We start from the raw sequence: 26,573 nt of genomic DNA on the forward strand, positions 1-26,573 counted from the left end.
TATTTTTCCTAGTCAGCCCCGGTTTTCCGACGTTTCACCGGGGTTGACTTGGGGCGTTCCGGCGTCACCAAAACGAGATTTTGGCCGCACTCGAGTTGGAGATGCATCACGGTTCGGTTACGGTGGGGAGCTAATGGCCGGGGTCGGGGAAGGCAACCGGACATGAAATCACTCGCTTGAGGCAAGTTGGACGTTCCGTTCGTACGCCCAAACCCTCTCGTCTAGTGCTGCCTGCACAAAGCATCGTGCCGTGCGATTCGGCGCGCGACTGCTCGTGTCCAAGTCCCCGTGCCCGGGGAACTTTAAAAAAGTTGGGTACCGTGGCAAACGCACTGAAAAACCGCTGGGTAAAAATTGCCGGGCAAATGGTCGTGATGACCGCACTCGTTCTGGGGCTCGTGGCCTTCGTCGGCAACAACAAGTCGGTGACCCTGACCGTGGACGGCCAGGCCAGCAGCGTCTCGACCTTCGGCAGCACCGTTCAGGACGTCCTGAACGACGCCGATGTCCAGGTGGGCGAGCTGGACGAAATCACTCCGTCCGCCAGCGCCGAGATCACCGACGGCAGCACCATCCAGGTCATCACCGCCAAGCCGGTCAAGCTGACCCTGGACGGCACCAGCAAGACAGTGCACTCCACCTCCGCCACCGTTGAGGACCTCCTCCACGAGCTCGGCGTCGAAGAGGACTCCGAACTTTCCGCCCCGCTGGATGCCGAACTGGCCAGCGTGAGCACGGTGACCATCACCACCCCGAAGACCGTTTCCATCACGGTGGACGGCGACACCAAGAAGAAGATTACGACGGCGGCCACCATCGGTGATCTGCTGAAGGAACAGAAGATCAAGCTGGGCAAGGACGACGAGCTCTCCGACCCGAAGTCGACCGAGATCAAGGACAACCTGAAGCTCAAGATCACCCGCATCGACCGGGACCAGAAGATCGAGGTCACCGAGCCGATCGAGTTCGAGACCGAGACCAAGAAGGACTCCTCGATGTACGAGGGCGAGCAGGAGATCACCCGCTCCGGCGTTACCGGTGAGCGCACCAAGACCTACGCCCTGGTCCTGGTTGACGGCGAAGAAACCGAGCGCGAGCTGGTCAGCAACGAAATCACCCGCGAACCTGTCAATCAGCAGGTCAGCGTCGGCACCAAGGAACGCCCGGCGCCCAAGCCCAAGGCATCCTCCGGCAGCAACAACACCAACGTTGGCGGCACCTGGCAGGCCCTCGCCCAGTGCGAGTCCGGCGGCAACTGGGCCATCAACACCGGCAACGGCTACTACGGCGGCCTGCAGTTCAGCCAGAGCTCCTGGATCGGCGCCGGCGGCGGCAAGTACGCCCCGCTGCCGCACATGGCCAGCGCTTCCGAGCAGATTGCCACCGCAGAGGTCCTGCGCAGCAACGGCGGCTGGGGCCACTGGCCGGCCTGCTCAGCCAAGCTGGGCCTGCTCTAACCGCAGCAGCATCACTCCATCGGCAGGACCCGGGCACTAACCCGGGTCCTGCCGGCGTTTTAAGGGCGGGCGACGCTCCGGTCCAGCCCTTGCAAATCCCGCCGGCCAGCGTCTGTTCCCCGCTCCAGCAGGCCCATATGCCGCAGGGTGAGACCCACGTTCAGGCGTTCGGACCCACGTTTAGGCGCTTCGTGCGGTTTTTAGCTTTCAAGTAACGCCCTGACGTGGGCCGATGTTGCCGGCCGATTCAGAACATGGGTTTGAAGCCCCTGCTTTGCTCGCCGCGGGCTGCGGCCACTGTCTCATCGATGCTCGAGCGTCTCCCCGGGGCGGCCGGATCCGTCACGGTGCCGCCGGGCGTTTAAGGTGCGGCACAGATCAGCGGCTACGATGGCACAGTGACAGAAGCGAATTCTTCCTCAGGGCTGGCCGACGACGGCTCGGCGTCGCCAACCCGCGAGGGTTCGGCAATGTCCGCCAACGACGGCGACCGCCCGGCTGCTGCGGGCACGGCACCTTTGCTGGGGGCCGCCGACATCAGGCGGCTCGCGGACGAACTGGATGTCCGTCCCACCAAGACCCTTGGACAGAACTTTGTTATCGACGGCAACACCATTCGCCGGATTGTTGCCGCAGCACATATCGATCCGCAGGAGACCGTGCTGGAGGTGGGCCCGGGCCTGGGCTCGCTGACGCTGGGCCTGCTGGACGCGGCCAAGCATGTGGTCGCCGTCGAGATTGATCCCAAACTTGCGGCCAAGCTGCCGGACACCGCCGGCCGGCTCCGTCCGAATGCGGCCTCCCGGCTCGACGTCGTACTTGCGGATGCCATGAAGGTAACCGAGCTGCCGCAGCAGCCCACGGCCTTAGTGGCCAACCTCCCGTACAACGTGGCCGTGCCTGTGGTGCTGCACCTGCTGGAGCATTTCCCTTCGCTGGAGCACGGGCTGGTCATGGTGCAGGACGAGGTGGCGGACCGGCTCGCGGCGAAACCGGGCTCGAAGATTTACGGCGTGCCCAGCGTCAAGGCCGCCTGGTACTCGCAGATGCGCAAGGCCGGCGTGATCGGCATGAACGTGTTCTGGCCCGCGCCGAAGATCGCCTCCGGACTCGTGGAGTTCACCCGGCACGAACCGCCCGAAACGAGGGCCACGCGCAAGGAAGTCTTCGCCGTGATCGACGCAGCCTTCGCCCAGCGCCGCAAGACCCTGCGCGCCGCCCTCGCCGGTTGGGCCGGCAGCCCGGCCGCTGCCGAGGATGCCCTGCGCGCGGCGAACGTGGACCCGAGCGCGCGCGGCGAGGTGCTGGATGTCCAGGCCTTCGCACGGATTGCCGAATTCAAACAGCCCTTGATGGCGTGAGCTAAGACCCGGTGGAGGAGGCAATGAGCATGTCCAGAAAGCGTTCGGTTCGGGTGATGGCCCCGGGCAAGATCAACGTGTCCTTCCGGATGGGCCCGCAGCGCCTGGACGGCTACCACTCCGTGGCCAGTGTCTATCTGGCCGTGTCGCTCTACGAGGAAGTCACCGCTACGGTGCGCGACGACGACCGGATCACCGTGAGCGTGCGCAACGGCTCCACGCTGCCGCTGGAACTCGACGACATCCCGCTGGATGAGTCCAACCTCGCCGTCCAGGCCGCTCAGCTGATGCGGTCCATGGCCGACCGGCCCACCGGCGTGCATCTGGACATCACCAAACGCGTTCCGATCGCCGGCGGCATGGGCGGGGGATCGGCGGACGCCGCGGCCGCGCTGGTCGCCTGCAGCGCGCTCTGGGATACGGGCTTTTCCCGCGAAGAGCTCGTCCGCGTTGCCGCGGACCTCGGAGCCGATGTGCCCTTCGCCATCCTCGGCGGGGTCGCCGTCGGGCTTGGCATCGGGGACCAGTTGACGCCGGCGCTGGCCCGCAAGGACATGAACTGGGTCCTGGTGCCAGCGAGCTTCGGACTCTCCACCCCAAAGGTCTACGCCATGGCAGACCAGCTGCGCGAAGAGGCCGGATTCGAGGCCACCGAGCCGGAGGGCGTGGACCCGGCAGTGCTGAAGGCCATGCATGCCGGGGACGTGGACTCGCTGGCGAACGCCGTGGGCAACGATTTGCAGGCTGCCGCAATGGCGCTGGCGCCGGAGCTGGCCGATATCCTTGAACTGGGCGTCGCCGAGGGTGCGCTGGCCGGGCTGGTCTCCGGGTCCGGGCCGACGCTGGCCTTCCTCGTGCCGGACCGGCTCGAAGCCGAGGACCTTGCCCAGCGGCTCTCCGACGTTGCCGGCGTGGCGGCGCTGCCCGTCCACGGCCCGGTCCACGGCGCGCGCATCATGGCCTGAACCGGCCGGCCGGCCCCGCCCCGATAACTTCACCTACACAGCAACAGAAAGTATCTTCACCTTGGCCCACCTGCTTGGCGCGGAAAACATCAGCGTCTCCTTTGCCACCCGCACCGTCCTGGACTCGGTTTCCCTTGGCCTGAACGAGGGCGACCGGATCGGCATGGTCGGCCGCAACGGCGACGGCAAATCCACGCTGATGCGGCTGCTCGCGCAGCGCACGACGCCGGACGAGGGCCGGGTAACCAAGCGCGGCGACGTGAATATCGGCTACCTGGACCAGCAGGACGTGCTCAACGGCGACCTGCCCGTGGGCGAGGCCATTGTCGGCGACCAGGCGGACCACGAGTGGGCGTCCACCCCGCGCATCCGCGAAATCATGGGCGGCCTCGTCGGCGACGTGGACTGGCACGCCAAGGTCTCCCTGCTCTCCGGCGGGCAGCGGCGCCGCGTTGCCCTGGCGAAGCTGCTGATCGAAGACCACGACGTCATCATGCTGGACGAGCCCACCAACCACCTGGACGTGGAGGGCGTGGCCTGGCTGGCCCGGCACCTGAAGGAACGCTGGCGTCCCACCGAGGGCGCGTTCCTGGTGGTCACCCACGACCGTTGGTTCCTCGATGAAGTGTGCACCCGGACGTGGGAGATCCATGACGGCATCGTGGACCCGTTCGACGGCGGGTACGCGGCCTACGTCCTGGCCCGCGCCGAACGCGACCGCATGAACGCCGTCGTTGAAAGCAAACGCCAGCAGCTGGTCAAGAAGGAACTGGCCTGGCTTCGCCGTGGCGCACCCGCCCGCACGGCCAAGCCCAAGTTCCGGATTGAGGCGGCCAACGAGCTGATCGCCGATGTTCCGGAGCCGCGCGATACGGTGGCGCTGAACAAGGTGGCCACCGCCCGGCTGGGCAAGGACGTGCTGGATCTGGAGCACATCTCCTACACGCCGCCGCCCCGGGAAGGCGTCGAGGCAAAGAACGACGGCGGCAGACCGCTTTTCGACAACATCACCCTTCGGCTGGCGCCGGGCGAGCGGCTGGGCCTGGTGGGGGTCAACGGCGCGGGCAAGACCACGCTGCTGCGGCTGCTCAACGGCGAGATCGAGCCGGATTCCGGCAAGGCCAAGCGCGGCAAGACCGTGAAGACCGCCATCCTCACGCAGGAAGTGCGCGAACTGGACGACGTTGCGGACCTGCGGGTCATCGAGGTCATCCAGCGCGAACGCCAGGTCTTTAATGTGGGCGGCAAGGAAGTGTCCGCCGGCCAGCTCGTAGAGCAGCTGGGCTTCAACAAGGAGAAGCAGTGGACCCCCGTGCGGGATCTTTCCGGTGGCGAGCGCCGCCGGCTGCAGCTGCTGCGGCTGCTGGTGGGGGAGCCGAACGTGCTGATGCTGGACGAGCCGACCAATGACCTGGACACCGACACCCTCGCGGCGGTGGAAGACGTGCTGGACGGCTGGCCCGGAACCCTGGTGGTTGTCTCGCACGACCGCTACCTGCTCGAACGCGTGACCGATCACCAGATGGCGCTGCTGGGCGACGGCAAGCTCCGGGGCCTGCCCGGCGGGGTGGACCAGTATCTGGAACTGCGGGAGGAAGCACTCGCCGCCGGCGACGGGAAGGTGGGGCCGTCGTCGTCCGCTGGAGCCACATCGGCAACGGTGCCCGCCGGCGAGAGCGGTGCTGCCCAGCACCGTTCCGGCGGTTCATCACCGTCCTCTACGCACAGCGAAGCGGAAAAGCGGCAGGCCAAGAAAGACCTGAATCGGATTGAGCGCCAGCTGACCAAACTGACCCAGCAGGCGGACAAGGTCAAGGAACAGATGACGGCCGCCGGCTCCAAAGCTGACGCGGACTTCGAGCAGCTGGCCGAGCTGAACAAGAAGCTACAGGAGATCAGCGCCGAGCAGGAAGAACTCGAGATGGAGTGGCTTGAGGCGTCCGAAGTCCTCGAGTAGGTCCCAAACAGGGTTTAGACGGGCTGATTTGTGTGGCCCCGGCTTGCATAGGCTTGGACTTCAGCCCTGGTGGTGAGCCCCAGTTTCGCGAGAATACTCCCTACATGGTGTTCCACCGTGCGCTTGCTGATAAATAGCCGCGCCGCGATCTGGCTATTCGACAAGCCCTCGGCGATCAGTTGAAGCACCTGGTCTTCCCTCGTGGTCAGCTCGGCGCCCGCCCGGCGGAGATGCTGGGAACGGTGCCCTAGGGAGCGGAGGGTCTGGGCAGCTGCATCGGCGTCGTAATGAGCGCCGAGCTGCTGGAAGTCGCGCAAAGCAGTGAGCGCTTCCGCGGTGGCAAGCTCTGGTTGGTCTGTGGCCACGGCCCGGGCCAGGGCCAAGCGGCAGCGGGCCTGTTCGAGCGGCAGACCGGCAGCGCCAAAAGCCACCAGCGCCGTCTCCAGATGTCCGCGGGCAACAGTGCTCGCCCCGGCACCAGCGCCGTTAGCACTTTCGGTGGCCAGGCGGCACAGCCCCATGGTGTATTCAGCAAGCGCGCCGTACTGCCCAAGGCCGGTTGCTGCGGCGATAACGCCCAGTTCGCAGCCGAGACCGGATGCTTCGTCCGGACGCCGTGCAGCCAAATGCACCTCAGCGAGCAGCGCTATTTCCGGTGCCACCAGGACAGATCCGGCGGCCGCCTGGAGACGCCGGCGCAGCACGGCCGCCGCGGACTCGGCGTCGCCGTTCATCAGCCGGAGCCGGGCGAGCGGCTGGACCGCGGCGGGATCCGACTCGTAGCCGCGCAGCAGGGTTGCCGCTTCTTCCGCTCTGCCCTGGCGTAGCCGCAGGTCAGCCAGGCGCACTACCGCACCGCCGCGCAAAGCCCGGAAGCCGCCGTCGTAATCTTCGATCGCACGCACCAACCGGTGCTCGGCCTCGACCCAGCGGCCCGCGGCGGTGAGGATGCCGCCGTAATGCATCCCGCAGATCGCCGGTACCCATGCCGCGTGCCGGTTGTGGCCGAAACCGGCAGCAACCTCCATCCATTGCTGAGCCCGCCTGACATCGAGGGTCAGCTCCGAGCAGAGCAGCATTTTGCAGTAGATTTCGCCTGCAGCTTGGTAGTCGCGGACCTCGCCGCTGGTGGCAGCCGCCGCGGCTTCATCAATGAGCCGCAAGCCCGCGGCGATACGCCCGCCGAGTACCAGCGCCAGGCCTTCGTAACTGCGGGCACAGAACTCCAAGTCGGGTTCATTTAAACGCCGGCCCAGTTCGGTGGCGGCCGCGGCATGGGCGCGCATCCGGTCAGGGTCGAGGGTGCCAAGGCACTGGGCCAGATGCACCCAACCGGCCTCAACACAATCATCCGCGTCGCTGATGAGGGAGGTAGCCCGCGCGAGCCAACCGTCCGCGGCAGCCGCATTTGCGTAGACCGCATCGTAAAGGAAACTGAGCTCGCGACCGGCGATCAAAGCCGGAAGCCGGAATTCGCCGCGCCGGCGTAACAGGGTGAAGGCCTTTTCGTAGAGCCCTATGGCAGTCTCGAAGTCCCCGGCCCACTCGATGGCCCTGGCCAAGCCGTAGGCGGCCTCGGCAGTCGCCCCGTGCTCAAACGCCAGTCTGAAGAATGACTGCGCTTGCCTCCAGTCCCCGCCGTCGAGTGCGGCGCGGCCGTCCTCGAGAAGCTGCTCCAGGGTGGAAGCCATGACCTATTTTACGTCCGGCCGGCGGGGAGGAAAGGGCCGGAAGATAGGTGCACGCACCGATGTGGGCGCGCCCGGGCGGGACCATCCTTGTAGCAATAAGGCAGTGGACAACAGAGCGGGCGAAAGGGTGAGGGCTATGGCCAGGACAGAAAGCTTCCAGCTCGAAGAAGCAGCGGCCGAGGCTTATGAAGCAAAGTTCGTTCCGGCGATGTTCGCGGAGTGGGCGCAGCAGGTGGTGACCGTGGCAGGAGTATCGCCTGGCCAACGCATTCTTGACGTTGCCTGCGGAACCGGGATTGTGGCCCGCACGGCGGCGGAGATAGCCGGTGCGGGAGCGGTGACCGGCGTGGACATTAACCCCGCCATGCTAGCCGTGGCTGCGAGGGTCCAGCCGGAGATCAGCTGGCTACAGGGTGATGCGTCCGCGCTGCCTGTGCAGGACGGCGCCTTTGACGTCGTGCTTTGCCAGATGGCGCTGATGTTCTTTCCGGATGCGGTGGCGGCGCTGAGGGAGATGTGCAGGGCGGCGGTCGACGGCGGAACAGTTGCGGTTGTGGTGCCTGGGCGCCTGGAGGACCAGCCGGGTTACGGACCTTTCGTGGAGCTGGTCTCGCGGCATGCGGGTTCCGGTGCCATGTCCCTTCTAGGCGTTTATTGGGCCTGTGGTGACCTTGAAAAACTCGAGCGGCTCTTTGCCGAGGCGGGATTGTTGGAGGTGAGATCCCATACGCACATCGGTAAGGCCAAGTATTCCTCGGCCGCGGATTTCGTGGCGGTTGAAGTAGAGAGCACGCCGCTGATGGAGAGATTGACCAAGGATCAGTTTGCCAGCATCCGTACGGAAGCGGCTGCCGTTCTGCAACCTTTCAGCGAAACCGACGGTTCCCTGACAGTGCCGTTGCAGGGACACCTAGTCATTGGGTGCAAGGCGAAGGTGCGCAAGCCATAGCAAGCCAGGAAGCCGCGGCGCGCAACGCCTTCGGCGCATGCCTCTAGCCCTTGGGCGCGCCGCGGTTCTCCCAGAGTCCGGCCGCGCGGATTGAAGCCTGGATCTTCGTGGCCGCAGAGTGCAGGGCCTCGCGCTCTTCAGCAGTCAGCGGGTCGAACACGTTCTCGCGGACAAAGCTCACGTGTCCCGGGGCCGCTTGCACTATGGCCTTATGTCCGGCGTCGGTCATTGAAATGTTGAATCCGCGTGCATCGGACTCGCACTCCGTCCGCACCACCAGGCCCTTGGCCTCCATCCGCTTGAGCAGATGGGAGAGCCGGCTCCGCTCCCAGTCCAGCGCCTGGGCGATGTCGCGCGCCCGCATGATGCCTCCCTCGGCTTCGGAAAGCGCGGCGAGCACGGAATACTCCACACCGGAAAGTTCAGAGTCGCGGATCAGCTGGCGGTCCATAGCGGATTCGAAACCCCAGATCAGTTCGCGCAGCGCGCGCCAAACGTCCTGCTCGTGCTGATCGAGCCACCGTGTGTCCGAGCTCACAATACTTCCCCCTCCGGTTTGGTTGACATTTCAAGTGTCCCCTGTGCATGATTGACATGTCAACAAATCAATGACGTGTCAACAACCTGAAGGGGTTATCCACATGACCAAGATTGCAATCGTCACCGGCAGCACCCGTCCGGGCCGCAACAACAAGGGCGTGGCTGACTGGGTTCTGTCCCAGACCGCAGGCCGCACTGACGCCGAATTCGAGCTTGTCGACATCGCAGACTTCAACCTCCCGTTGCTGGACGAGGCTTACCCGGCCATGTACCAGAACTACCAGAACGACCACACCAAGGCCTGGTCCGCCAAGATCAACGAATTCGATGGCTTCATCTTCGTTACCGGCGAGTACAACCATACTCTGACCCCGGCCCTGGCCAATGCACTGTCGTACCTGAACGTAGAGTTCAACAACAAGGCAGCCGGCATCGTCTCCTACGGTTCCATGGGTGGCGCCCGCGCCGCCGAGCACCTGCGCAACGTGCTCTCCGAGCTGCAGATTGCCCACGTCCGCAACCAGGTCATGTTCTCCCTGTTCACTGACTTCGAGAACTTCTCCGAGTTCAAGCCGACCGAGCAGAACGCCGGCACCCTGGCCCCGATGCTCGATCAGCTCATCCCGTGGACCCGCGCCATGGAAGCCGTGCGCGCCGAAGCAGCAGTCGCCGCCAGCTAAGGCTGACGGCCCCTCCGTACGCCGGCCGTTTGGCCTGTGCTGCGGACTCCCAAGCCACAAGCGCTCCGTTTCCCCACCTGCCCATGAGGGGAAGCGGAGCGCTTGTTCTTTTAATCCACCCCTTCTATTAATCCACCGTGCGGTGCTGCCCGTGTCCTCATACCGATCGATTGGATACGATCGATGCGTCAGACCGGGTAACGTCATGGTCGGGGAGGGCCGTGCCGACTGCCGACAGGGCTGAAGAAGAATTCGACGGGGAGGAACCACGCATGCGGCAAGGACCAGGACAGGGCGGTTCCGTACCGGCGCCAGCAACCGGCGCGACCGAGCTCAGCCAGGCAACCCGCGCTCTCGGGCCAGCGGCGCGCGCGGCTGGGAAGGTGTCCCTGTGAATGAGCGGCAGGAAGCACGACGGCGGCTGGTGCTGGCCGTGGGGGTGGTCCTGATCGTCTTCGGTATCGCGGCATTGGCCTGGGCCTTCGTGCTCCTCGGGCGCTGAGCCACCATGGAGCTACCCCGTGGAATCGGCCAGCCGGCTACCCGTGCGCTGAACGGCGAGGGCATTACGAGTCTTGAGCAGGCGGCCGCCTATACGGAGGCCCAATTGCTGGCCATGCACGGCGTGGGGCCAAAAGCCATAAGAGTGCTCCGCGAGGCGTTCGCGGAGCACGGTCTGGACTTTGCCTAGTCCAGCGGTTCGGGGTCGCCCACGCCCAGCAAGTAGGACGCGATGGCCTCGTGGAAGACGTCGACCCGCCGGCTGCCCGGAACGAGGGACGAATTCCCCTCAAGCAGGCTGCGGAAGGCGAGGCCCTCGATCAGTGCCGTAAAGCCGCTGGCGAGCTTGGCCGGTTCCGTGGAGCCCAGCGCTTCGAAAAGCTCCAGCGCCCGCGACTGGGAGAACAGTGCGTCCGAAATTGTTCCCCTGAACTCTTCGCGCTCGGAGAGTTCCAAGGCCAGCGCCACGCGCGCCTTGATGTGATGCGGGCGGGTCCTCAGCTGGAGGTCGAGGTACTGGGCAATCCGGGTGGCCACATGCTCAATATCCATGCCCTCTTCGACGGTCCGCGGCGCTTCCAGATGCGAGTTCTCGAAGTCCGCCACCGAACGCTCGCGCAGATACTCCAAGGCGCCTGCCAGCAGTTCGTCCTTGGTCCGGAAGTAGTAGCTGGTAGAGCCCGTGGGAAGGTTCAGGTGCGCGTCCACTGCCCTGTGGGTCAAGGCCCGTAGGCCCTCGTGGGCAATGATTTCCGTGGCTGCTTCTGTCATCAGGGTCCGGCGCTGCGCCTTGTCGTCGTGCGCGGAGGGTGCCGGGCTTTGATGGACCTGCGGTAATGCTGCTTCCACGGGGGAGGCTCCTGATCGTTCGATGTACTCTACAGATGTAGAGTACCCTGTCTGAGGGGAAAGGAATGACGTGTTGAGGGGCAAGTCGCAGACCAAGCAGGAAATTCTGGCGCACTTTGCGCATCGTGCGGCAGCGGCTGGTTTCGCTCTCGACGAGTACCAGCTCCAAGCCATCCGGCGACTGGCGGAGGTTGCCGCCATGACAGTTAATGCTTCCACCGCGCACGCTCCCAACGTAGCCTCCGCGCTGGCATCGAGCAATAAGAAGCGGCGGAATCTCTACCTTTGGGGCCCGGTTGGCAGAGGCAAGAGCTGGCTGGTCAACGAGTTCTTCGCTGCCCTGCCGTTGGAAGGCAAGAAACGCTGGCATTTCCACGACTTCTTCCGCGAGTTGCATGCCTGCCGCCGCGAAGCCCAGGATTCGCCGTCGCGGCCGGCCGGTACCAGCGCCGTGGACCTGGCCATCGACTCGCTGCTGCAGGACTGCACCCTGCTGGTCCTGGACGAATTCCATGTGCACGATCCCGGTGACGGCCAGCTGCTGGCCCGATTCCTGCGCGCACTTTTCTCCCGCGGCATTGCATTGGTCACCACCTCCAACTACCCGCCGGGTTCCCTGATGCCCAACGGCCTCTTCCACGATCTGTTCGCCCCCACCATCGCCCTGATCGAAAAACACATGCAGGTGGCCGGCGTCGCGGGCCCGGTGGACTACCGCTCCCTGCCTTCAAACAACGACGGCGGCGGTGAAGGTCCGCGGTTCAGCGACGGCAGTGTGATCAGCGCCGGAGCGGACGATCTGGCCCGCGCACTCGACGGCACAGGCGTGTGCATGCCGGAACCGCACGAGGCGGTGGAGCTGCGGCCCACCACGTGGCCGCTGGCGGCGCTGCGCGCAACAGAGACGGAACTTTGGTTTGATTTCCGGCAGCTCTGCGAGACGCCCACCGCCACCCAGGACTACCTGGCGTTGGTTCGGCACCGGCGGCACTGGGTGATTACCGCCGTGCCGTCCCGCGGGGAGATCAGCATGAACGGCTGGCAGCGCTTCAGCAACATCGTGGACATCCTCTACGACGCGGACCTTCCCCTCACGCTGATCAGCGAGGCACCGCTGGATCTGAGCCCAACGGAAAGTCCTTCCGCCATCGATATCGCCCGCATCGCCAGCCGGCTAGGCCAACTGAAGGTAGCAGCCGCGATGAGCTGAGGGCCGCCAGTTCCTCGAGCTGAAGGCAGCGGCCGGCGCCATCCCGGAGGCCGTACTCTTGGCCTTTGCGCCTGATCATTCCAGCGATTCCTGGTTCACGGTTTCACTGCGTGTGATTCTGGGCTCCGGGCTCCGGGCTCCGGCGGCGCGAGAGTGCAACGCCGAACAGGCACACCGCCCCGCCGACCACGGCGATCAGCGTTGGCACTTCGCCCAGGAAGAGGAGCCCGAGCGCAATGGCGGCAGGCGGCACCAGGTAAGAGGAAACGATGAGCTGCCCGGCCGGCATCTTGGTCAGCGCGTACCCCCAGGTGCTGAAGGCGATGGCCGTCGGAACCACGCCGAGGTAGACGACGCCCAGGATGGACGCGGCCGAAGCATCCTGCAGGTCAACGATGAGTTCGCCGGTGAACGGCAGGGCGGTCACGGTGCCGATAGCGCAGGCCAGCCACGTCACCTGCGTCGCGGGTACTCTACGCAGGGCCGGTTTCTGGAGCAGTACGCCTACCGAATAGGTCAGCGCCGCCACCAGCGCCCAGATGACGCCGGTTCCGCTGCCCGCTGCGCTGTCTGCGCTCGTGCCGAAGCCGATCAACAGTACGCCGATGAACGCTACACCGGCGCCGATCGCGAGCCATTTCGGGATGCCTTCATGCAGGAAAACGCCCGCACCGAGGGCGATCAGGATCGGTGCGAAGTTCACGATCATGGCCGTGGTTCCGCCGTCGAGCGTCTGCTCCGCAGTGTTGAGGGCCACGTTGTAAACGCCGAACCACATCACGCCGCAGCCGATGATCAGCAGCCATTCCCGTGGACTTGGCTTCACCCACGGCCGGCCGACCAGTCCTATGGCCAGGATGGCGGCGCCGACGCCGAGCCGCAGCAAGGTGAGGGAGCCAGGCGTGAAGTCCGTTCCCACGCCACGGATGACGATGAAAGCGCTGGCCCAGGCGAGCACTGTCACCGCGACGGCAACCAGGACGAGAGGGGTCAGCGTTTTCGTCAGCGGTTTGACCGGCACGGAAGGCGTAGGGGAGCTCACGCCGTCAGATTATCCGACTCCTCCGGACGGCACACCGGCCGGCGGCGAGGATGGCAGTTCCTTGCCGAAAGTTGTCAGCTTCTCGCGGGGATTTCTTCCACCACGCTGGTGCCTCGTTCCGGGCGTGATTCCCACTGCCAGGTTTCGTGCAGCCGGATGCGCCCATCCTTAAGTACCTCCAGCTTGCTGGCGCACACTCCGTTGGCGGTCTGCAGGTTGATGTTCAGGTGCGAGTAGCGGAAATCCAGCCGGTCCCCGTCGCGCGTTCCCACCAGATAACCGCGGACGACGGCGCCGCCGGAGTACTCCGCCCAGATCATCCTGCCGTCCTGGCGGTAGTGGAAGCGCGTGGTGCGTCCGACCTCGCCCGATGCGGTGTTGGCCACGGCGGCGAAGACTTTCCCGTCAAGGACGGCTTTCACTGCCGCGGGATCGGGAGCCGCTTCTTCGGGCTCGGCCTCGGTGTCCTTCACAGGGTCGGCGGCTTCACCGGACTCGACCTTTGCAGCTCCGGTGCCCGGCACGGCGGTGGCCGGCTGGTCCTCGGCCGGAGGGAATCCTGCGTCCGATTTCGCCTGGCCGTCGGGCAAATCCGAGAAACTGGTCGCTGAGACTGATTGAGACATGGATACAGAGTAGAGCCCATCACGAAAAGGTCACAATGACCGGGCGTGTTGAATCCGGCGTCCCAATTGAATGTTTCACCTGGCGAACGTTCACACGGTACTTTGCTTGATCACCCTCACTCCCACAGCCAGACCGACGACGGCGGTAATCACCGCCGCTACGACGCCCCACAAGGTGTCCCAGCCGAGCCCGCCGGCGAACAGCTCCCGCTCGGCGTTGACCATATAGGTCAGCGGGTTGAACAGGCTCAGCACTTGCATCCAGCGCGGACCCGCTTCGATGGGCAGCATTATGCCGGAAAGGATCATCAGGGGGAACAGCAGTGTCTGCTGAACGCCCCAGAACACCCACTCCTTACCCCGCGTCACCAGCGCCAGCGCGTAGGAGAGCGCGCCGAGGCCGATGCCGAAGACCCCGATCACCACCAGTCCGAAAAGCACGTGCAGCGGATAGAACACGAAACCGAACGGGATGGAGGCCAGCGCAATCACCAGGCCCTGCAGGACCAGCGGCGCCCATTCCTTCAGCGCGCGGCCGATCAGCAGCGAGGAACGGGACAGCGGCGTGGCCAGGATCCGCTCGTAGGAGCCGGTCATCAGCTCGTACTGCAGGTTCGAGCCGGTCATGGAGGTGCCGAACAGCGCGATCATGACGACGACGCCGGGCAGGAACCACTGCAGCGAGGACTCGCCGCCGAAGGCCTCTGTACCTACTGCCGCCCCGAGGAGTGGCCCGAAGAGGGCCAGGAACACCAGCGGCTGCACCAGTGAAAAGATCAGGGAGAACGGATCCCGGATGACCAGAAGCATTTCCCGCCAGAACACGTATTTGGTGTCCTGCATGATCCGCCCGACCCCGGGTTTCCTCACGGCAGTGCCGGCCTCGGTGGCTTGCTGGAGCTGCATCAGACTTTGCCTCCTTCGCGCAGGCTGCGGCCGGTCAGTTCGAGGAAAACATCGTCCAGCGTGGGCGGTTTCAGCTCCAGCCGCAGGGCCGGCGCACCGGCATCGTCCATGTCCTTGAGCAGTCCCGGTGCCAGCCGGGCGCCGTCGGGGAGCCGAAGGCGGAAGCGGATGACGCCGTCGTACGCTGTTTCTTCCAGCTCGCCTGCGGCCGCTGCCCGGCCGAGCAGACCCCGCGCCTCCGGCGCCGCGGCAGCCGAGACTTCCACCGCCAGCAGGTCGCCGGCCAGTTCCGCTTTGAGCCGGCCGGCCGTGTTGTCCGCGATGATCTCGCCGTGATCGATGACGATGACCCGCTCGGACATCGTGTCCGCTTCCTCCAGATAATGGGTGGTCAACACGATGGTTGTTCCGTGCTCGTGGCGCATCCGCATGATGTGTTCCCACAGGTTCGCGCGGTTCTGCGGGTCCATGCCGGTGGACGGCTCGTCGAGGAACAGCAGGCTGGGGGAGTGCATCAGCCCCAGCGCCACATCCATGCGCCGCCGCTGGCCGCCCGAGAGCTTGTTGACGGTGCGTTTCTTCAGGTCCTCCAGTTCCAGCGACTTGAGCAGCTGGTCCGCCCGTGCGCGCGCATCGGTGGTGTTCATCCCGTAGAAGCGGCCCTGCATGATGAGCTCGTCGATCACACGGTAGCTGTGCCCGCCGCCGTTGCCCTGCCCGATGTAGCCGATGCGCGAGCGCACACCCGCGGGATCCGCCACGACATCAACCCCTGCCACCCGGGCAGTTCCCGAGGTCGGCGCCAGCAGTGTGGTGAGCATGCGCAGAGTTGTCGATTTACCCGCGCCGTTGGGCCCGAGGAACGCGACCAGTTCGCCGCGCTCGACATCGATATCCACGCCCTTGACGGCCTGGATCTTCTCTTTCTTGACGGTAAAGGTCTTGGTGAGCTTGCTCGTGTGGATCACAATGACCCCTGGTTGGTGGGATGCGCGATGTGAAAACGCTACGCCTGCGGCAGGAGCCAGTCCATGCACGCGAGCGCACATGTGGACAACAACCGTCCGGCAGCCTGCGCTGGGTCAAGGACATAGTCTCTCCGGCGGTTAGAGTTGAACGGCGTGGATGCCGCGGCCGCTGCTGTACACAAGCATCCCTCTCCATGCTCACGTCACCACATATAAGGAACAGCCATGCCCGCCCCGGCCCCTGCCACGAAGCCAGCACTGACTCCCGATGAGCGGCAGTCCGTACTTCGCACGCTCAAGTCCCCGCGGCTGCTCAAGACCGAGGTGCTCGCCGGCCTGGTGGTCGCGCTGGCGCTGATTCCCGAGGCCATCGCCTTCTCGGTGATCGTAGGCGTGGATCCGCGCATGGGCCTGTTCGCGTCCTTCGTCATGGCGGTGACCATCTCGTTCGTCGGCGGCCGGCCCGCGATGATCTCGGCGGCGACGGGCGCGGTGGCGCTGGTCATCGCCCCGGTGATGGCCAGCCACGGTGTGGAATACCTGATCGCCACGGTGATCCTGGGCGGCATCTTCCAGGTGCTGCTCGGCGTGCTGGGCGTGGCCAGACTGATGCGCTTCATCCCGCGTTCGGTCATGGTCGGCTTCGTGAACGTGCTCGCGATCCTCGTGTTCGGTTCCCAGATGCCGGAACTTCTGGGCGTGCCGTGGCTCGTCTACCCCATCACCGCCGCCGGCCTTCTGATCGTCTTCGGGCTGCCCAGGCTAACGACGGCGGTGCCCGCGCCTTTGGTCGCGATCGTCGCCCTAACGCTGGTGACCGTGCTGGCCGCCATCCAGGTGCCCACCGTGGGGGACAAGGGGCAGTTGCCCGACAGCCTGCCGAACCTGTTCATCCCAGACGTCCCGCTCACGCTGGACACCTTCCGGACCATTGCACCGTATGCGCTGGCGATGGCGTTCGTGGGGCTGCTCGAATCCCTGCTGACCGCCAAGCTGGTGGACGACATTACCGACACCCGCTCCAGCAAGACACGCGAGTCCTGGGGCCAGGGCGTGGCGAACATCGTCACCGGCTTCTTCGGCGGGATGGGCGGCTGCGCGGTGGTTGGCCAGACCATGATGAATGTGAAGGCGTCCGGTGCGCGCACCAGAATCTCCACCTTCCTGGCCGGCGCGCTGCTGTTGCTGCTGGTGGTCGTGCTTGGCGACGTGGTGGCGCTGATACCGATGGCAGCGCTCGTAGCCGTGATGATCTACGTGTCCATAGCGACCTTCGACTGGCACTCCATCAAGCCGTCAACCCTCAAGCACATGCCCAAGTCGGAGACGGGGGTGATGGTGAGCACCGTCGTCGTGACCGTGTGGACACACAACCTGGCCACCGGCGTCGGAGCCGGCGTGCTGGTCGCCATGGTCCTTTTCGCCCGCCGGGTGGCGCACTTCGTGACCGTGGAACGCACCGTGCTGGAGGTCAACGGGGAGGAGACGGCTACCTATCGCGTGGACGGCGAGCTGTTCTTCGCTTCGTCCAACGACCTTTACACGCAGTTCAACTACGCCACGGATCCGCAGCACATCATCATCGACATGCACGCCTCGCATCTGTGGGATGCCTCCACCGTCGCCGCGTTGGATTCCATCGCGGAGAAGTACCGAAGCCTTGGGAAAAGCCTGGAGATTATCGGGCTGAACGAAGCGTCCGTGCTGATGCGCGAGCGTCTGGCGGGCAAACTCAACGGCTGACCCGCCCGGCCGCTGAGGCGCTATCAGCCGGTGACCGCACCGTTGCATTCCGGAACGGTGCGTTTATCCAATAGTTATTGGCCCCTGGCGTCGGGCAGGAGTAGTCTTTTCTCATCGGAAAGTTGCCTATGTACAACGTTCCGTCAGAATCTTTTCATTGGGGTTTACTAATGTGCGGCGGTAGCTGATGCGCCCACTTTCCAGACGTGGCCGGGTCCGATGACTACCCGTCCCGAAAAGAGGAATCCGCTTGCTTCAGCGGAATCAGTTCCTCGCACCGCCCGGTGCCGCACCCTCGGTGCGGCACCGGGCTACGTAAACGGGCAACTTCCAGCCGGTTACGCTCCCATCCACCGCTCCGCCCGGCAGATCTCGAATAATGCATAAGTCCCCGGCGTCGACGTACGAGTTTTTGTTACGGAAATTGATAGCTTTAACCGACAGGACGGGACTTGTTTAGCAACCCTTGAACTTGATATCAGCGCGCAGGAAAGCACCCCGGAATTGGGCATTGTTCACCGCTATCAGCCCGCCCTGATCTGGCACCACCCACGCAGCCAGGTCAGGATCCGTCCGTTGCTACACAGCCGGGCGTTATTTGGCGTTACAGGTTTTTCCTAGACACTGGTTACTTCTGCCCGCCGTCAGTATGCTGATTCCCAATGCAGGAACGCCGACGTTGGGGAATGTGTGGCAGGTGTGAGGCGTGAACCAGTTAAAGGATCTGTGCGCGGCCGCGTTTTGGGGGCGGCTACAGTGCATCCGGGTGCGAGGATTCCGCGGGAGCCGGACCAGGCCGGCCATGTTCCGGAGCTAGCAGGGCTCGCCGTAGGAACGGTGTCGCCCATCGGCCTGACAAATGACGGCGGCAACCCGGTATCAGCGGTGGGCCTCGCGGCGCCGGCTAACGTTTTTGTGGGCCGGCAGCGAGAGATCGAGGAAGTCCGTTCCGCACTGCAGGACAACCTGCGGGTGGGTGCGATGCTCGTGGGGGAGCCTGGGGTGGGCAAGACCGCACTGGCGATGGAAGCGCTCAAGACCTTCTACGGCAACCACCATATTGTCCCGGTGCGCGGCAGTGCCATCTCCGCCAAAGTGCCCTACGCTGCCCTGGGCTATCTGCTCAGCGAACTGCCCGAACACGTGCTGGACCACCCGGTGCTGGCGATGCAGGGGTTGTCCCGGCTCCTGACGGAACAGGCCGACGGCCGGACGCCGGTCCTGCTGGTCGAGAACGCCCATGAGCTGGATCCGATGTCCGTCATGGCCGTGACCCAAATGGCGGTCTCCGGGCAAGCGAAGCTGCTGATCCTCGCGCGCGAACTGACCGGGGCGGCCGAGGAATTCATCCGGCTCTGGGCCGATGGCCATGTCCGGCGGATTGATCTTGCGCCCTTCACGATGGAGGAGAGCGCCGGCTACCTGGAGGCACTGCTCGGCGGGCGGGTGGTCCGCACCGCCGTCGCAACTCTTCACAGCCACACTTCCGGCAGCCCGGGCTTCCTGCGCATGCTCGCGTCGGAGCAGCGCCACGCTGGCACCCTAGTTGAGCAGGACGGCAGCTGGGACCTGGTGGCGCCGCTGGTCCGCTCGGGCGAGATTGCGGAGGTCATCCGTGCCCGGCTGGACCGCTACCGCCCCGAGCAGCGCCGCATCATCGAGTTGCTGGCTTTCGCGGTGGAACTGCCCCTCGAGGCGTTGCAGCGGCTGGCCGCACCGGAGGACCTGGACGTCCTGGAGGAGCACGGCGTGATGCGGGTGCTTGCCACCTCGCCGCCGATCGCCCGGCTGCAAAACCAGCTCAGCGCCGAGACCGTGCGCGAAACCGTGCCGCCGGGGCGCAGCCGGGAACTGCGGGAGGCCGTGGCTGCCACCATTGACTTCAACGCAATTCCCGGCGGCACGCTGATGGGCTTTGCCTCCTGGAGCATCGACTGCGGCGTCGAACTCCCGCCCGAGGCCGCACTGCGGGCCGCGCAGCTGGCCAACCGGCTCTACGACCATGCTGGTGCCCTCCGCTTTGTCCGCAGCGTGCCGGACCACCGGAAGCGGCCCGAAATGGTGCTCCAGGAAGCCAACGCCCTGCGCAGCTTGGGTGAACTTAACGCGGCGGCCGAGGCGCTGGAATCGGTTCTCGAGGCGGCACGCGGAAACCTGCGGCTCTGGACCCTGCTGTGCGTCGAGCGGCACCGCGTGCTCCGCCGTCTCCCGGGCCGCGCCGCCGAGGCCCACGCCGTAATCGAGCAGCTCAAGGCCGTCATCGGCAGGGACTGCCAGGCCGAACAAGGCGGAACCACCAACAACGACGGCGGCCCGCCGCTGCGCTGGGAAGCGGTGCTGATCGAGTCCGAGTACGCCACCTTCGAGGGCCGGCACGCACAGCTGCCCCGCGAGCTCGAAGACATTTACGGCGACGAAACCCTGCCGCTGGGAATGCGCCTCTACGCAGGCTGCCTGCTGGCCGAAGGCTGGTCCCTCACCGGGCGGAGCGAGGACGCGCTCGCCGTCGTCGCGTGGCTGGAAACCGGTACCGCGGACCCCGATCTCTCGCCGGCCCTGCGCGATACCGTGCTGGTGCGGGTTTTTGAAATCTACTTCAACTGCGGACTCTGGCACCGCGCTGCGGACCTGCTGTCGCCCCGGCGCGGGGCCAGTTTAGTCAGTCTCGCCCGCAGCTCCGGGACCGGCACCGGCGGGGAGCTGGCCGCCGGTCTGTTGCACGCTTCCAGCGGTCTGCCCGACGAGGCGCTGGACCATCTGCTGCCGGCGCTGGCCAAACTCAGGCATCGCGATCCAGCTGGCGCGAAGCCCGCCGCTTTGGCTGCCGCCGCCTACTGCAGCGCGCTGCAGGCCGAGACAGCTCGCGCCAGGAGTTACCTCGACGAGCTGGCTGCCATCGGGGAACAGCCGCCCTGGAACATCGGCGTGGTCGCGGCCTACTTCCGCCTCACCGCCCAGGCCCTGCTGGGCGGCCGGGACGCTGCGCTCGCCGAGCTGAAACGGCTTGCCCAGGAGGCCGCCGGCCGGGGCCTGGTCGCCCACAGTGCGCTCTTCCTGACCGCGGCCGCGAGGCTGGGGGACCGCGAAGCCGCCGTCATAATCCTGGATCGGATTCCGGAGACGGCGGGCCAGCTGGCGAGGACCGGCAGGCTTTTCGCCGCGGGAATGCTCAACAACGACGGCGCCGCCTTGCTTCAGGCCGCGCAGCTTGCCCGCGGGAACGGCAACGAATTGCTCGCCTATGAGGCCGCGTCCGCCGCCCACGCCGCGGCACCGGATCCGCTGACGGCCCGGCAGGCGCGGGAGCTGGCCAACACCAGCTACCGCAGGCTGCGTCGGCACCACGATCTGCACCGCAGCTTCGAAACGCTGAGCAGGTTCGAACAGGAACTGACCGTGGCTGCCGCACGGGGCCGCAGCAGCGTGGAGCTCGGCGAGCAAATGAACCTCTCGCCGCGCACGGTGGACTGGCACCTGGGGAAGATCTACAGCAAGCTGCATGTCTCCAGCCGCACCGAGCTTGCCGAACTGCTCATCTGACCATGGAGGGATTCGGGAGCATCGGCTTGGTGGGGCGGGACCGGGACCTCAGCATAGTCCTGCACGCCATCCGGACCACCGGGGGCGCCCTGCTGGTGGCGAACCAGGGCCTGGGCAAAAGCGCGCTGGCCCGCGCGGTCATTGCGGAGCTAGGCGGCGAGATGACCCCGCTGCTGGTCTACGCCAGCCCCAGCCTCGCGTGCATTCCGTTCGGCGCGCTGGCCCCGTACTTGTCCTCCCTGCAGGTGGAGCGGAAGGACTCCGTGCTGCCGGCCATGCGGTCCGTGCTCGCGCACATCCACCGGCTGTCAGCCGGCAAGGCGCCCGTGCTGATGGTGATCGACGATGTCCACGAACTCGACGAGTCCAGCTCCCTGCTGGCGGCGCAGCTGGTGGCGTCCGGAGCGGTCAGGCTGCTGGCGATGAGCCGGACCAGCCAGGCCCCGCCGCCCGAAATCCAGTCGCTGGCCACAGACGGGCTGATCCTGCGGCATACCCTGCAGCCGCTGGACCGGGCGCAGGCCCATGAGCTCTGCCGCCAGATGCTGCACGGCGAAATCCTGCCCAGCATCAGCGAAGCCCTGGTCCAGTCTTCCGGCGGTAACCCGATGTTCCTGCTGGCGCTGCTGGCCCAGGTACGCCGGGACGGCACGCTGGTGGAACGCAACGGTGTGTGGTTGCTGGGCGGCGAGCCGCTGCCGCCGGATCTGCGCCTGACCGATCTGATCAAGGGCCATTTCAGCCGCTGCACGGAGACCGAACGCGAGCTGCTGGAGACGGTGGCCTTGGTGGACCCGGTGCCGCTGCAGGTCCTGCTGCAGACCGGCGCGGGGGATCAGGTCGACGCGCTGGTGGAAGCCCGTTTGATCACCATCGGCGATGACGCCGAACAGCTGGTCCGCGTGGCGCACCCGATCTACGCACAGGTGCTGCGGGCCATGGTGCCCGCCGGGCGCAGCCTGCGGATCCGGCGCTGCATGGCTGCCTACCTCGGCCGGCTGGCCTCACGGCCGTTCCGCGTGGAGACGCTGCTGCGCTCGGTGGACTGGTCGCTTGATTGCGGCGTGCCGGTGCCGGACCAGCAGCTGCTGCAGGCTGCCCAGGTAGCCAACAGCCTGTTCCATTCACGCTTTGCCCTGCGCGCCGCCGGAGCGGTCAGGGATCCGGCATACCGGCCCGCGGCGCAGATGGCCCTGGCCCGCGCCCATTTCCACTCCGGCGACTATGAACGAGCCGGCGAAATGCTGGCCGGCGTGCTGGCCCGGACCGGTGATCTGGGCACGGCCAAACAGGCAGCACTGCTGGCCGCCCAGTTGCATCTGCACCTGCATGGCGGGCCCACCGGGCTGTATGACCTGGCCGACCAATGGTCGCGGGCGGTGGAGCGGATCAAAGGCGCGAATCCGAGGCTGCAGGCGAGCCGCGCCGTCGTTATTGCGGAGCAGGGATACCGCCTGATGCGCGTGCATGCCAAGCTCTCCGAAGGCCAGCTGGCCGAAGCCGAAGCCGAACTGCGTGAGTTGCAGGCGGCCTCGGACGGCTTTCCCGAGACCGAGCTGGTCATCAAAACCCTGCTCGGCGACGTCTATGCCGCCACCGGCCGGCTCGTCAGTGGGGCGGCGCTGACCCGCGGGGCGCTGGCGCTGCTGCAGCGGAACGAAGAAGAGCTGCTGGGGTACTACGAATACGTCCTGACCACGCACATCACGGCCTGCGTGCGGCTTGCCGAATGGGATGAGGTGCGGATCGAACTGGAGCGTTACGCCGGCACCGGGCACCGCGGGCTGTTCTACTTCGGCGGCGCCGTCAGCTATGCCTATGCCATGCGGGAGATCTTGCAGGGCCGCACGGCCAGCGGGCTGCAGATGCTCAATGCCGCCATCGAGGGACTGCGCCAGTCCGACCTGGAACACCTGCTGCCCATCGCCCTCGCGTCCGGGGCATATGCCTCCGCCATGGCCGGCCTGGCCGCGCTCGCCGGCGAGTACTTGGCCGCGTACGCCGCCGTGCCGTACGCATCCGTGCCGCAGCTGCAGCTGCTGAGCCGGGGTTACGTGGCCGCTGCCGGCTACCTCATTCAAAACGACGACGGCGGACTCGGGAAGCTGCGATCGCTCAGCCGCGACGCCAGGAAGCGCGGCCTGGCCAGCACGGAGCTGGACCTGCGGCAGCTGAGCCTGCGGTTGGGCGACCTGACGGAGCTGGACGAACTGGTGAAAGCCGCGGACCTGACCGAGGGAACGCCCGCCGCACAACTGACCGCGTTCGCCCGGGCCCTGCGGGACGAAGACATGGACGCCGTGCTGCGGATCAGCCGCGATCCCTCGGCCGGGCACGGCCTGCGGCTGACCCTGCAGAGTCTCCAGCAGCGGGACCTGCTGCCCCAGCACACCGGGGGAGCCGCCGGCCGGCAGGACTTCCTGCAGCAGGTCAAACGGCAGCTGCAGAAACTATCCCTGGTGACGGATTCCGCGGGCGGGCCGCAGCCGGGCGGGGCAGGCGGACTGCTTGGGGGCGGACTACCGGCCGGCGGACTCTTCGGTGGATCGTCCGGGTCCGGACCGTCGGCTTTCGGTCTGCCTGCCGCCGGGGCCGGCTGGGCAATGGGTGGGGCGAACGGCGGCCAGGCCGGCGCCGCCACCGTGCCAGCCAGGCTGACGAGGCGTGAGCGGGAAATTGGCCGCCTGGTGGTGGATGGGCTGGCCAATTCGGACATCGCCGCGCGGCTGAGCCTGTCGGTGCGCACCGTGGAGGGCCACATCTACCGGATGTTCGCCAAGCTGCAGATCAGCAACCGCGAGGACCTGATCGCGGAGCACCTGGACTGACCGGCCTGCTTCTGCTGGGACTGGTCTTTCCGCTGGTGCGGCTGGTTGATGCCACGGTTTGCCTGGTTACCGCCGTGCAAGCCCGGCCCCGGAAAACCAGCGGCGTGTGGGTCAGTCCCGCGCGCCGCCTGCAGCCGAGTTGGCATCGCCATGAGCGGCCCAGGCAGTCGCCTCTGCCAGGAGCGGGAGGATATGGTCGGTCAACAGCGGAGCCAGATCGTTCCGTGCCCTCGCTTCATCGGGGTGCAGCCAAAGAACTTCTTCGATCTCGGCCGCCGCTACCGGAGGTTGGTGTGTCTCGCAGCTGAAGATACCGGCGTCGATAAAGGTGTCTGTTTCATTGGCCGCGGCCCCGTACCAGCGCCCCATGTCGGTCAGTTCCGTTTCGGCCACCCGGATGCCCAGCTCCTCCTTCAGTTCCCGGACGGCCGCCGCTGCGAAGCTCTCGCCCGGCTCCAGCTTGCCGCCTGGCTGCATGAACTTGGAAGTGCCGCGCTTGCGGACCAACAACAGCCGGCCGGCGTCGTCACGGATAACCAGGGCAGAAAGCGTCAGTACGGTGGGCACCTGCAAATCGTATCGCCGCTGCCTGCCCCTTCGCCGCAGAGCAGATCATGACTGCCCAAGCCCGTGCCTCCACTTTGGCACGCCAGATCCCGTCCCGCTTCGGGCCAGTCCCAGCGGGGCGACCTTGTAGGTCGGTGAAGATGTGGCAGCCAAGCGGCGGCCGAGGCTGTGGCCCACAGCAGCGCCAGGGAAAAGTTCGTCAGGAATAGCGACAAAGATGCCATGAACACCACTCAGGGTGAGCGTTAGGTGCGTACGGCGGCTTGGGCGGCTGACAGCGCCTCGGGGATTCCCGCGTGCCAATACAGGTTGCGTCGCGCTCTTCGTTCCGGGTCGAGATAGGCCGGCGGAATGAACCAAGGGATGCCCTGCCGGACCTCGATTTCCCAGTTCCCGTTGTCCATAAGGGCATGGTGAAACGAACATAGCAAGGCTCCGTTGGCGACCTCCGTAAGGCCGCCATCCCACCAAGGCTTGATGTGGTGGGCCTCGGCCCAGACAGCGGGTATGCAGCAGTCGGGGAAGGCACAGCCTTTGTCTCTTGCGACAAGTGCACGGCGCATCGCGCGGTTGAAGAACCGCTGCTTCCGGCCGACGTCGAGAATCTCGCCCTTTGAGCCGAGCACCACCGGGATAATATCCGCGTCGCAGGCGATCCGGCGGGCTGTCTTGGAAGTGACCAGCCCGCCGAACACGGCATGGCCGCTTCCCGCGATTTCGCTGCACAGTTCCTGGTATCCGATCGTGACCATGACCTGGGGGCGGTGCCCGCCTGTGTCCGGTAGCTCGTCGGTGGCCAGCGCCAGTTTGCAGCCTGCGACGAGGCCGTCAAGCAATTGCTGTTCTCTGGTGCGCGGGTCCTGCCATACGTGGCCGTTGTCTTGTCCGTTCTCCGGCTCGGCTCCGATAGCTTCAGGGTTTTCAGGGGACACACCGTGTTCTGAAGGGGCGCGGTTTGCGGCAATGCGCGGATTGGTGGCTACGTTCATGACCGTGGCGATGTACTCATGCTGTTCGTCGGTGGCCGCGATCTCGAGTTTGTGGAGACCGTTTCGCTTGCCCTTGTAGAACACGCCTTGTCGAGCCTTGAGCAGTTCGGGGGACGGCTCGGCCCCGTCCTGATCCAGCGCTGCTTCCCAAGTGGCCACGAGGGTAAACAGCACGTCTACATTAGTCTCCTGGGCCTGACGGGTGAGGTTCTCCTCCATGGCGACCAGGGCTTCAGGGGCCGCTACCTGGCTGACGCGGTCCACCGCATCGCGGATCATCGTGGCAGCCTTGCCGCTGATGGCTCCTTCGGCCAGCGCTTCGCCGAGATGTTCCAGTTTCGCTGCCCGCGGCTCGCCATTGAATTGGCGCCGTGGCAAAGTGTCCGCCGCTACCCGGAGCCGGCGGCGCGCCTCCGTCCGGCTGATGCCGAGGCGCCTCCGAAGATAGTCGGCTGTGTCTTTGAACTCGGGGCACGGCTTCTTCCGACCAGTGGCAGTTGCAGTGTCCGATGCTTCGACTGATGCAGCGGCGGTGGAAGCGGACGTGTCCGCAGACGCGGCAGGTTCCGACCAGCCAAGGTGGCCGCTGGATTCGCCGAGCGCAGCAACGTTCTGGTCTTCCACCGCACGGGCAGCGGCCAGCTGCAGAAATTCGACGGTCTTGGACACACTTTCAATGGCGGCAACATTGTCAGCGAGGTCGCGGCGGGACATCAGCAGGGAATCCTGGACGAACTCCTCGGCGATCCGGAGCACTTCGGAGCGCAGGGCGACGAGTGAGCTGCCTGCTCCGTCCGTTTCCGCCAGCATTCCAATGGCCATACATCAACGTTATTAGAACGTCTGTTCGATGAGGATGGTTCTTCTGGCTTATGTGTATAAGTTCCCATTGTGGAGGGGCAGTGCCGCCGGCAAGCTGAAATCCACGCCGACGGCGACTCCACGGCCTTATATGTCACTCCTGTAGGGCCGGGGTAGGTGAGGCCGCCTTTTAGGTGGCCCGCACCGTTCCGCCTTCCAGATACTTGGCTACCGCGTCTTCGCTGACCCGGTAGCTTTGGCCGATCCGGACGGCCGGCAGCTTTCCGGTGTGGACCAGCCGGTAGATGGTCATTTTCGAGACGTTCAGGTGCCCGGCGACCTGGGCGACGGATAGAAATGTCTTGTTGCTGTCGATCTGGTTATCCATGTGGATCCCCTCCTA

General features: G+C 65.8%; 21 protein-coding genes. 11 read left to right on the plus strand and 10 right to left on the minus strand.

The window, feature by feature from the left end:
* Positions 1 to 320 precede the first annotated feature (320 nt).
* The 4 genes from J5251_RS20495 (at position 321) to J5251_RS10625 (ending at position 5,740) form a co-directional block, all read left to right on the plus strand.
* Entirely contained in the window at positions 321 to 1,457 is a 1,137-nt protein-coding gene (locus tag J5251_RS20495; protein WP_279633586.1) for a resuscitation-promoting factor, read from the plus strand.
* A gap of 470 nt (positions 1,458 to 1,927) precedes the next feature.
* Positions 1,928 to 2,818, plus strand: coding sequence for a 16S rRNA (adenine(1518)-N(6)/adenine(1519)-N(6))-dimethyltransferase RsmA (gene rsmA, locus J5251_RS10615; RefSeq protein ID WP_208576124.1), 891 nt, complete (start codon positions 1,928 to 1,930; stop codon positions 2,816 to 2,818).
* Positions 2,819 to 2,847: 29 nt separating this feature from the next.
* Positions 2,848 to 3,783: a 4-(cytidine 5'-diphospho)-2-C-methyl-D-erythritol kinase gene (locus J5251_RS10620; RefSeq protein WP_139005237.1), complete on the plus strand. Its 936-nt coding sequence runs from the start codon at positions 2,848 to 2,850 to the stop codon at positions 3,781 to 3,783.
* 61 nt (positions 3,784 to 3,844) lie between these two features.
* A complete protein-coding gene (locus tag J5251_RS10625) occupies positions 3,845 to 5,740 on the plus strand; it encodes an ABC-F family ATP-binding cassette domain-containing protein (protein WP_208573928.1) in 1,896 nt (631 codons plus the stop codon).
* Between the two features lie 14 nt (positions 5,741 to 5,754).
* On the opposite strand, the gene J5251_RS10630 is transcribed toward J5251_RS10625, so the two are convergent.
* On the minus strand, positions 5,755 to 7,431 hold the full coding sequence (locus J5251_RS10630) for a helix-turn-helix transcriptional regulator (protein WP_208573929.1): 1,677 nt from the start codon (positions 7,429 to 7,431) through the stop codon (positions 5,755 to 5,757).
* A gap of 136 nt (positions 7,432 to 7,567) precedes the next feature.
* Here J5251_RS10630 and J5251_RS10635 point away from each other — a divergent pair, with 136 nt between their 5' ends.
* Positions 7,568 to 8,380, plus strand: coding sequence for a class I SAM-dependent methyltransferase (locus J5251_RS10635; RefSeq protein WP_208573930.1), 813 nt, complete (start codon positions 7,568 to 7,570; stop codon positions 8,378 to 8,380).
* Between the two features lie 43 nt (positions 8,381 to 8,423).
* Here J5251_RS10635 and J5251_RS10640 read toward each other — a convergent pair whose 3' ends face one another.
* Positions 8,424 to 8,918, minus strand: a complete 495-nt coding sequence (locus J5251_RS10640; RefSeq protein ID WP_208573931.1) for a MarR family winged helix-turn-helix transcriptional regulator — start codon at positions 8,916 to 8,918, stop codon at positions 8,424 to 8,426.
* Between the two features lie 103 nt (positions 8,919 to 9,021).
* Between J5251_RS10640 and J5251_RS10645 the strand changes: the two genes are divergently transcribed.
* Together J5251_RS10645 and J5251_RS10650 are read left to right on the plus strand one after the other, a co-directional pair.
* Positions 9,022 to 9,600, plus strand: coding sequence for an NADPH-dependent FMN reductase (locus tag J5251_RS10645; RefSeq protein ID WP_139005242.1), 579 nt, complete (start codon positions 9,022 to 9,024; stop codon positions 9,598 to 9,600).
* A gap of 508 nt (positions 9,601 to 10,108) precedes the next feature.
* Positions 10,109 to 10,291 (plus strand): DNA-binding protein, encoded by a 183-nt coding sequence (locus J5251_RS10650; RefSeq protein ID WP_139005243.1) that lies wholly within the window; start codon positions 10,109 to 10,111, stop codon positions 10,289 to 10,291.
* Here the strand turns inward: J5251_RS10650 and J5251_RS10655 are convergent.
* A complete protein-coding gene (locus tag J5251_RS10655; protein WP_171059349.1) occupies positions 10,288 to 10,950 on the minus strand; it encodes a TetR/AcrR family transcriptional regulator in 663 nt (220 codons plus the stop codon). The genes J5251_RS10650 and J5251_RS10655 overlap by 4 nt on opposite strands.
* A 70-nt stretch (positions 10,951 to 11,020) precedes the next feature.
* On the opposite strand from J5251_RS10655, the gene zapE reads away from it, so the two are divergent.
* Complete coding sequence (zapE, locus tag J5251_RS10660) at positions 11,021 to 12,160, plus strand: cell division protein ZapE (protein WP_208573932.1); 1,140 nt, start codon at positions 11,021 to 11,023, stop codon at positions 12,158 to 12,160.
* Positions 12,161 to 12,263: 103 nt separating this feature from the next.
* Here the strand turns inward: zapE and J5251_RS10665 are convergent, their stop codons facing one another.
* From J5251_RS10665 to J5251_RS10680, 4 genes are all read right to left on the minus strand, one after another.
* Positions 12,264 to 13,202 (minus strand): DMT family transporter, encoded by a 939-nt coding sequence (locus J5251_RS10665; protein WP_244250622.1) that lies wholly within the window; start codon positions 13,200 to 13,202, stop codon positions 12,264 to 12,266.
* Positions 13,203 to 13,276: 74 nt separating this feature from the next.
* Positions 13,277 to 13,828, minus strand: a complete 552-nt coding sequence (locus J5251_RS20360; RefSeq protein ID WP_244250623.1) for a hypothetical protein — start codon at positions 13,826 to 13,828, stop codon at positions 13,277 to 13,279.
* Positions 13,829 to 13,918: 90 nt separating this feature from the next.
* A complete protein-coding gene (locus J5251_RS10675; RefSeq protein ID WP_432264425.1) occupies positions 13,919 to 14,671 on the minus strand; it encodes an ABC transporter permease in 753 nt (250 codons plus the stop codon).
* A gap of 62 nt (positions 14,672 to 14,733) precedes the next feature.
* On the minus strand, positions 14,734 to 15,702 hold the full coding sequence (locus J5251_RS10680) for an ATP-binding cassette domain-containing protein (RefSeq protein WP_208573934.1): 969 nt from the start codon (positions 15,700 to 15,702) through the stop codon (positions 14,734 to 14,736).
* 225 nt (positions 15,703 to 15,927) lie between these two features.
* On the opposite strand from J5251_RS10680, the gene J5251_RS10685 reads away from it, so the two are divergent.
* The 3 genes from J5251_RS10685 to J5251_RS10695 all read left to right on the plus strand — a co-directional run bounded on the left by J5251_RS10685 (position 15,928) and on the right by J5251_RS10695 (position 23,813).
* Positions 15,928 to 17,445 carry a SulP family inorganic anion transporter gene (locus tag J5251_RS10685; RefSeq protein ID WP_244250624.1) on the plus strand — a complete coding sequence of 506 codons (1,518 nt, stop codon included), beginning with the start codon at positions 15,928 to 15,930 and terminating at the stop codon, positions 17,443 to 17,445.
* A gap of 726 nt (positions 17,446 to 18,171) precedes the next feature.
* Entirely contained in the window at positions 18,172 to 20,985 is a 2,814-nt protein-coding gene (locus J5251_RS10690) for a helix-turn-helix transcriptional regulator (RefSeq protein ID WP_208573935.1), read from the plus strand.
* A gap of 2 nt (positions 20,986 to 20,987) precedes the next feature.
* Positions 20,988 to 23,813, plus strand: coding sequence for a helix-turn-helix transcriptional regulator (locus J5251_RS10695; RefSeq protein WP_244250625.1), 2,826 nt, complete (start codon positions 20,988 to 20,990; stop codon positions 23,811 to 23,813).
* 111 nt (positions 23,814 to 23,924) lie between these two features.
* Here J5251_RS10695 and J5251_RS10700 read toward each other — a convergent pair whose 3' ends face one another.
* From J5251_RS10700 to J5251_RS10710, 3 genes are all read right to left on the minus strand, one after another.
* Positions 23,925 to 24,380 carry an NUDIX hydrolase gene (locus J5251_RS10700; RefSeq protein ID WP_208573936.1) on the minus strand — a complete coding sequence of 152 codons (456 nt, stop codon included), beginning with the start codon at positions 24,378 to 24,380 and terminating at the stop codon, positions 23,925 to 23,927.
* 245 nt (positions 24,381 to 24,625) lie between these two features.
* A complete protein-coding gene (locus J5251_RS10705) occupies positions 24,626 to 26,191 on the minus strand; it encodes an HNH endonuclease signature motif containing protein (RefSeq protein WP_208573937.1) in 1,566 nt (521 codons plus the stop codon).
* 169 nt (positions 26,192 to 26,360) lie between these two features.
* Positions 26,361 to 26,558, minus strand: a complete 198-nt coding sequence (locus tag J5251_RS10710; protein ID WP_139005252.1) for a helix-turn-helix domain-containing protein — start codon at positions 26,556 to 26,558, stop codon at positions 26,361 to 26,363.
* Positions 26,559 to 26,573: the final 15 nt, after the last annotated feature.

Source organism: Arthrobacter crystallopoietes (assembly GCF_017603825.1).
GTDB lineage: Bacteria > Actinomycetota > Actinomycetes > Actinomycetales > Micrococcaceae > Crystallibacter > Crystallibacter crystallopoietes_B.

Excerpts from the sequence above, each read along its gene's own strand:
- rsmA (WP_208576124.1), top strand. The coding sequence starts at position 1,928 with ATGTCCGCCAACGACGGCGACCGCCCGGCTGCTGCGGGCACGGCACCT.
- J5251_RS10620 (WP_139005237.1), top strand. The coding sequence starts at position 2,848 with ATGTCCAGAAAGCGTTCGGTTCGGGTGATGGCCCCGGGCAAGATCAAC.
- J5251_RS10630 (WP_208573929.1), bottom strand. The coding sequence starts at position 7,431 with ATGGCTTCCACCCTGGAGCAGCTTCTCGAGGACGGCCGCGCCGCACTC.
- J5251_RS10635 (WP_208573930.1), top strand. The coding sequence starts at position 7,568 with ATGGCCAGGACAGAAAGCTTCCAGCTCGAAGAAGCAGCGGCCGAGGCT.
- J5251_RS10645 (WP_139005242.1), top strand. The coding sequence starts at position 9,022 with ATGACCAAGATTGCAATCGTCACCGGCAGCACCCGTCCGGGCCGCAAC.
- J5251_RS10650 (WP_139005243.1), top strand. The coding sequence starts at position 10,109 with ATGGAGCTACCCCGTGGAATCGGCCAGCCGGCTACCCGTGCGCTGAAC.
- J5251_RS20360 (WP_244250623.1), bottom strand. The coding sequence starts at position 13,828 with ATGTCTCAATCAGTCTCAGCGACCAGTTTCTCGGATTTGCCCGACGGC.
- J5251_RS10675 (WP_432264425.1), bottom strand. The coding sequence starts at position 14,671 with ATGCAGGACACCAAATACGTGTTCTGGCGGGAAATGCTTCTGGTCATC.
- J5251_RS10685 (WP_244250624.1), top strand. The coding sequence starts at position 15,928 with ATGCCCGCCCCGGCCCCTGCCACGAAGCCAGCACTGACTCCCGATGAG.
- J5251_RS10695 (WP_244250625.1), top strand. The coding sequence starts at position 20,988 with ATGGAGGGATTCGGGAGCATCGGCTTGGTGGGGCGGGACCGGGACCTC.
- J5251_RS10705 (WP_208573937.1), bottom strand. The coding sequence starts at position 26,191 with ATGGCCATTGGAATGCTGGCGGAAACGGACGGAGCAGGCAGCTCACTC.
- J5251_RS10710 (WP_139005252.1), bottom strand. The coding sequence starts at position 26,558 with ATGGATAACCAGATCGACAGCAACAAGACATTTCTATCCGTCGCCCAG.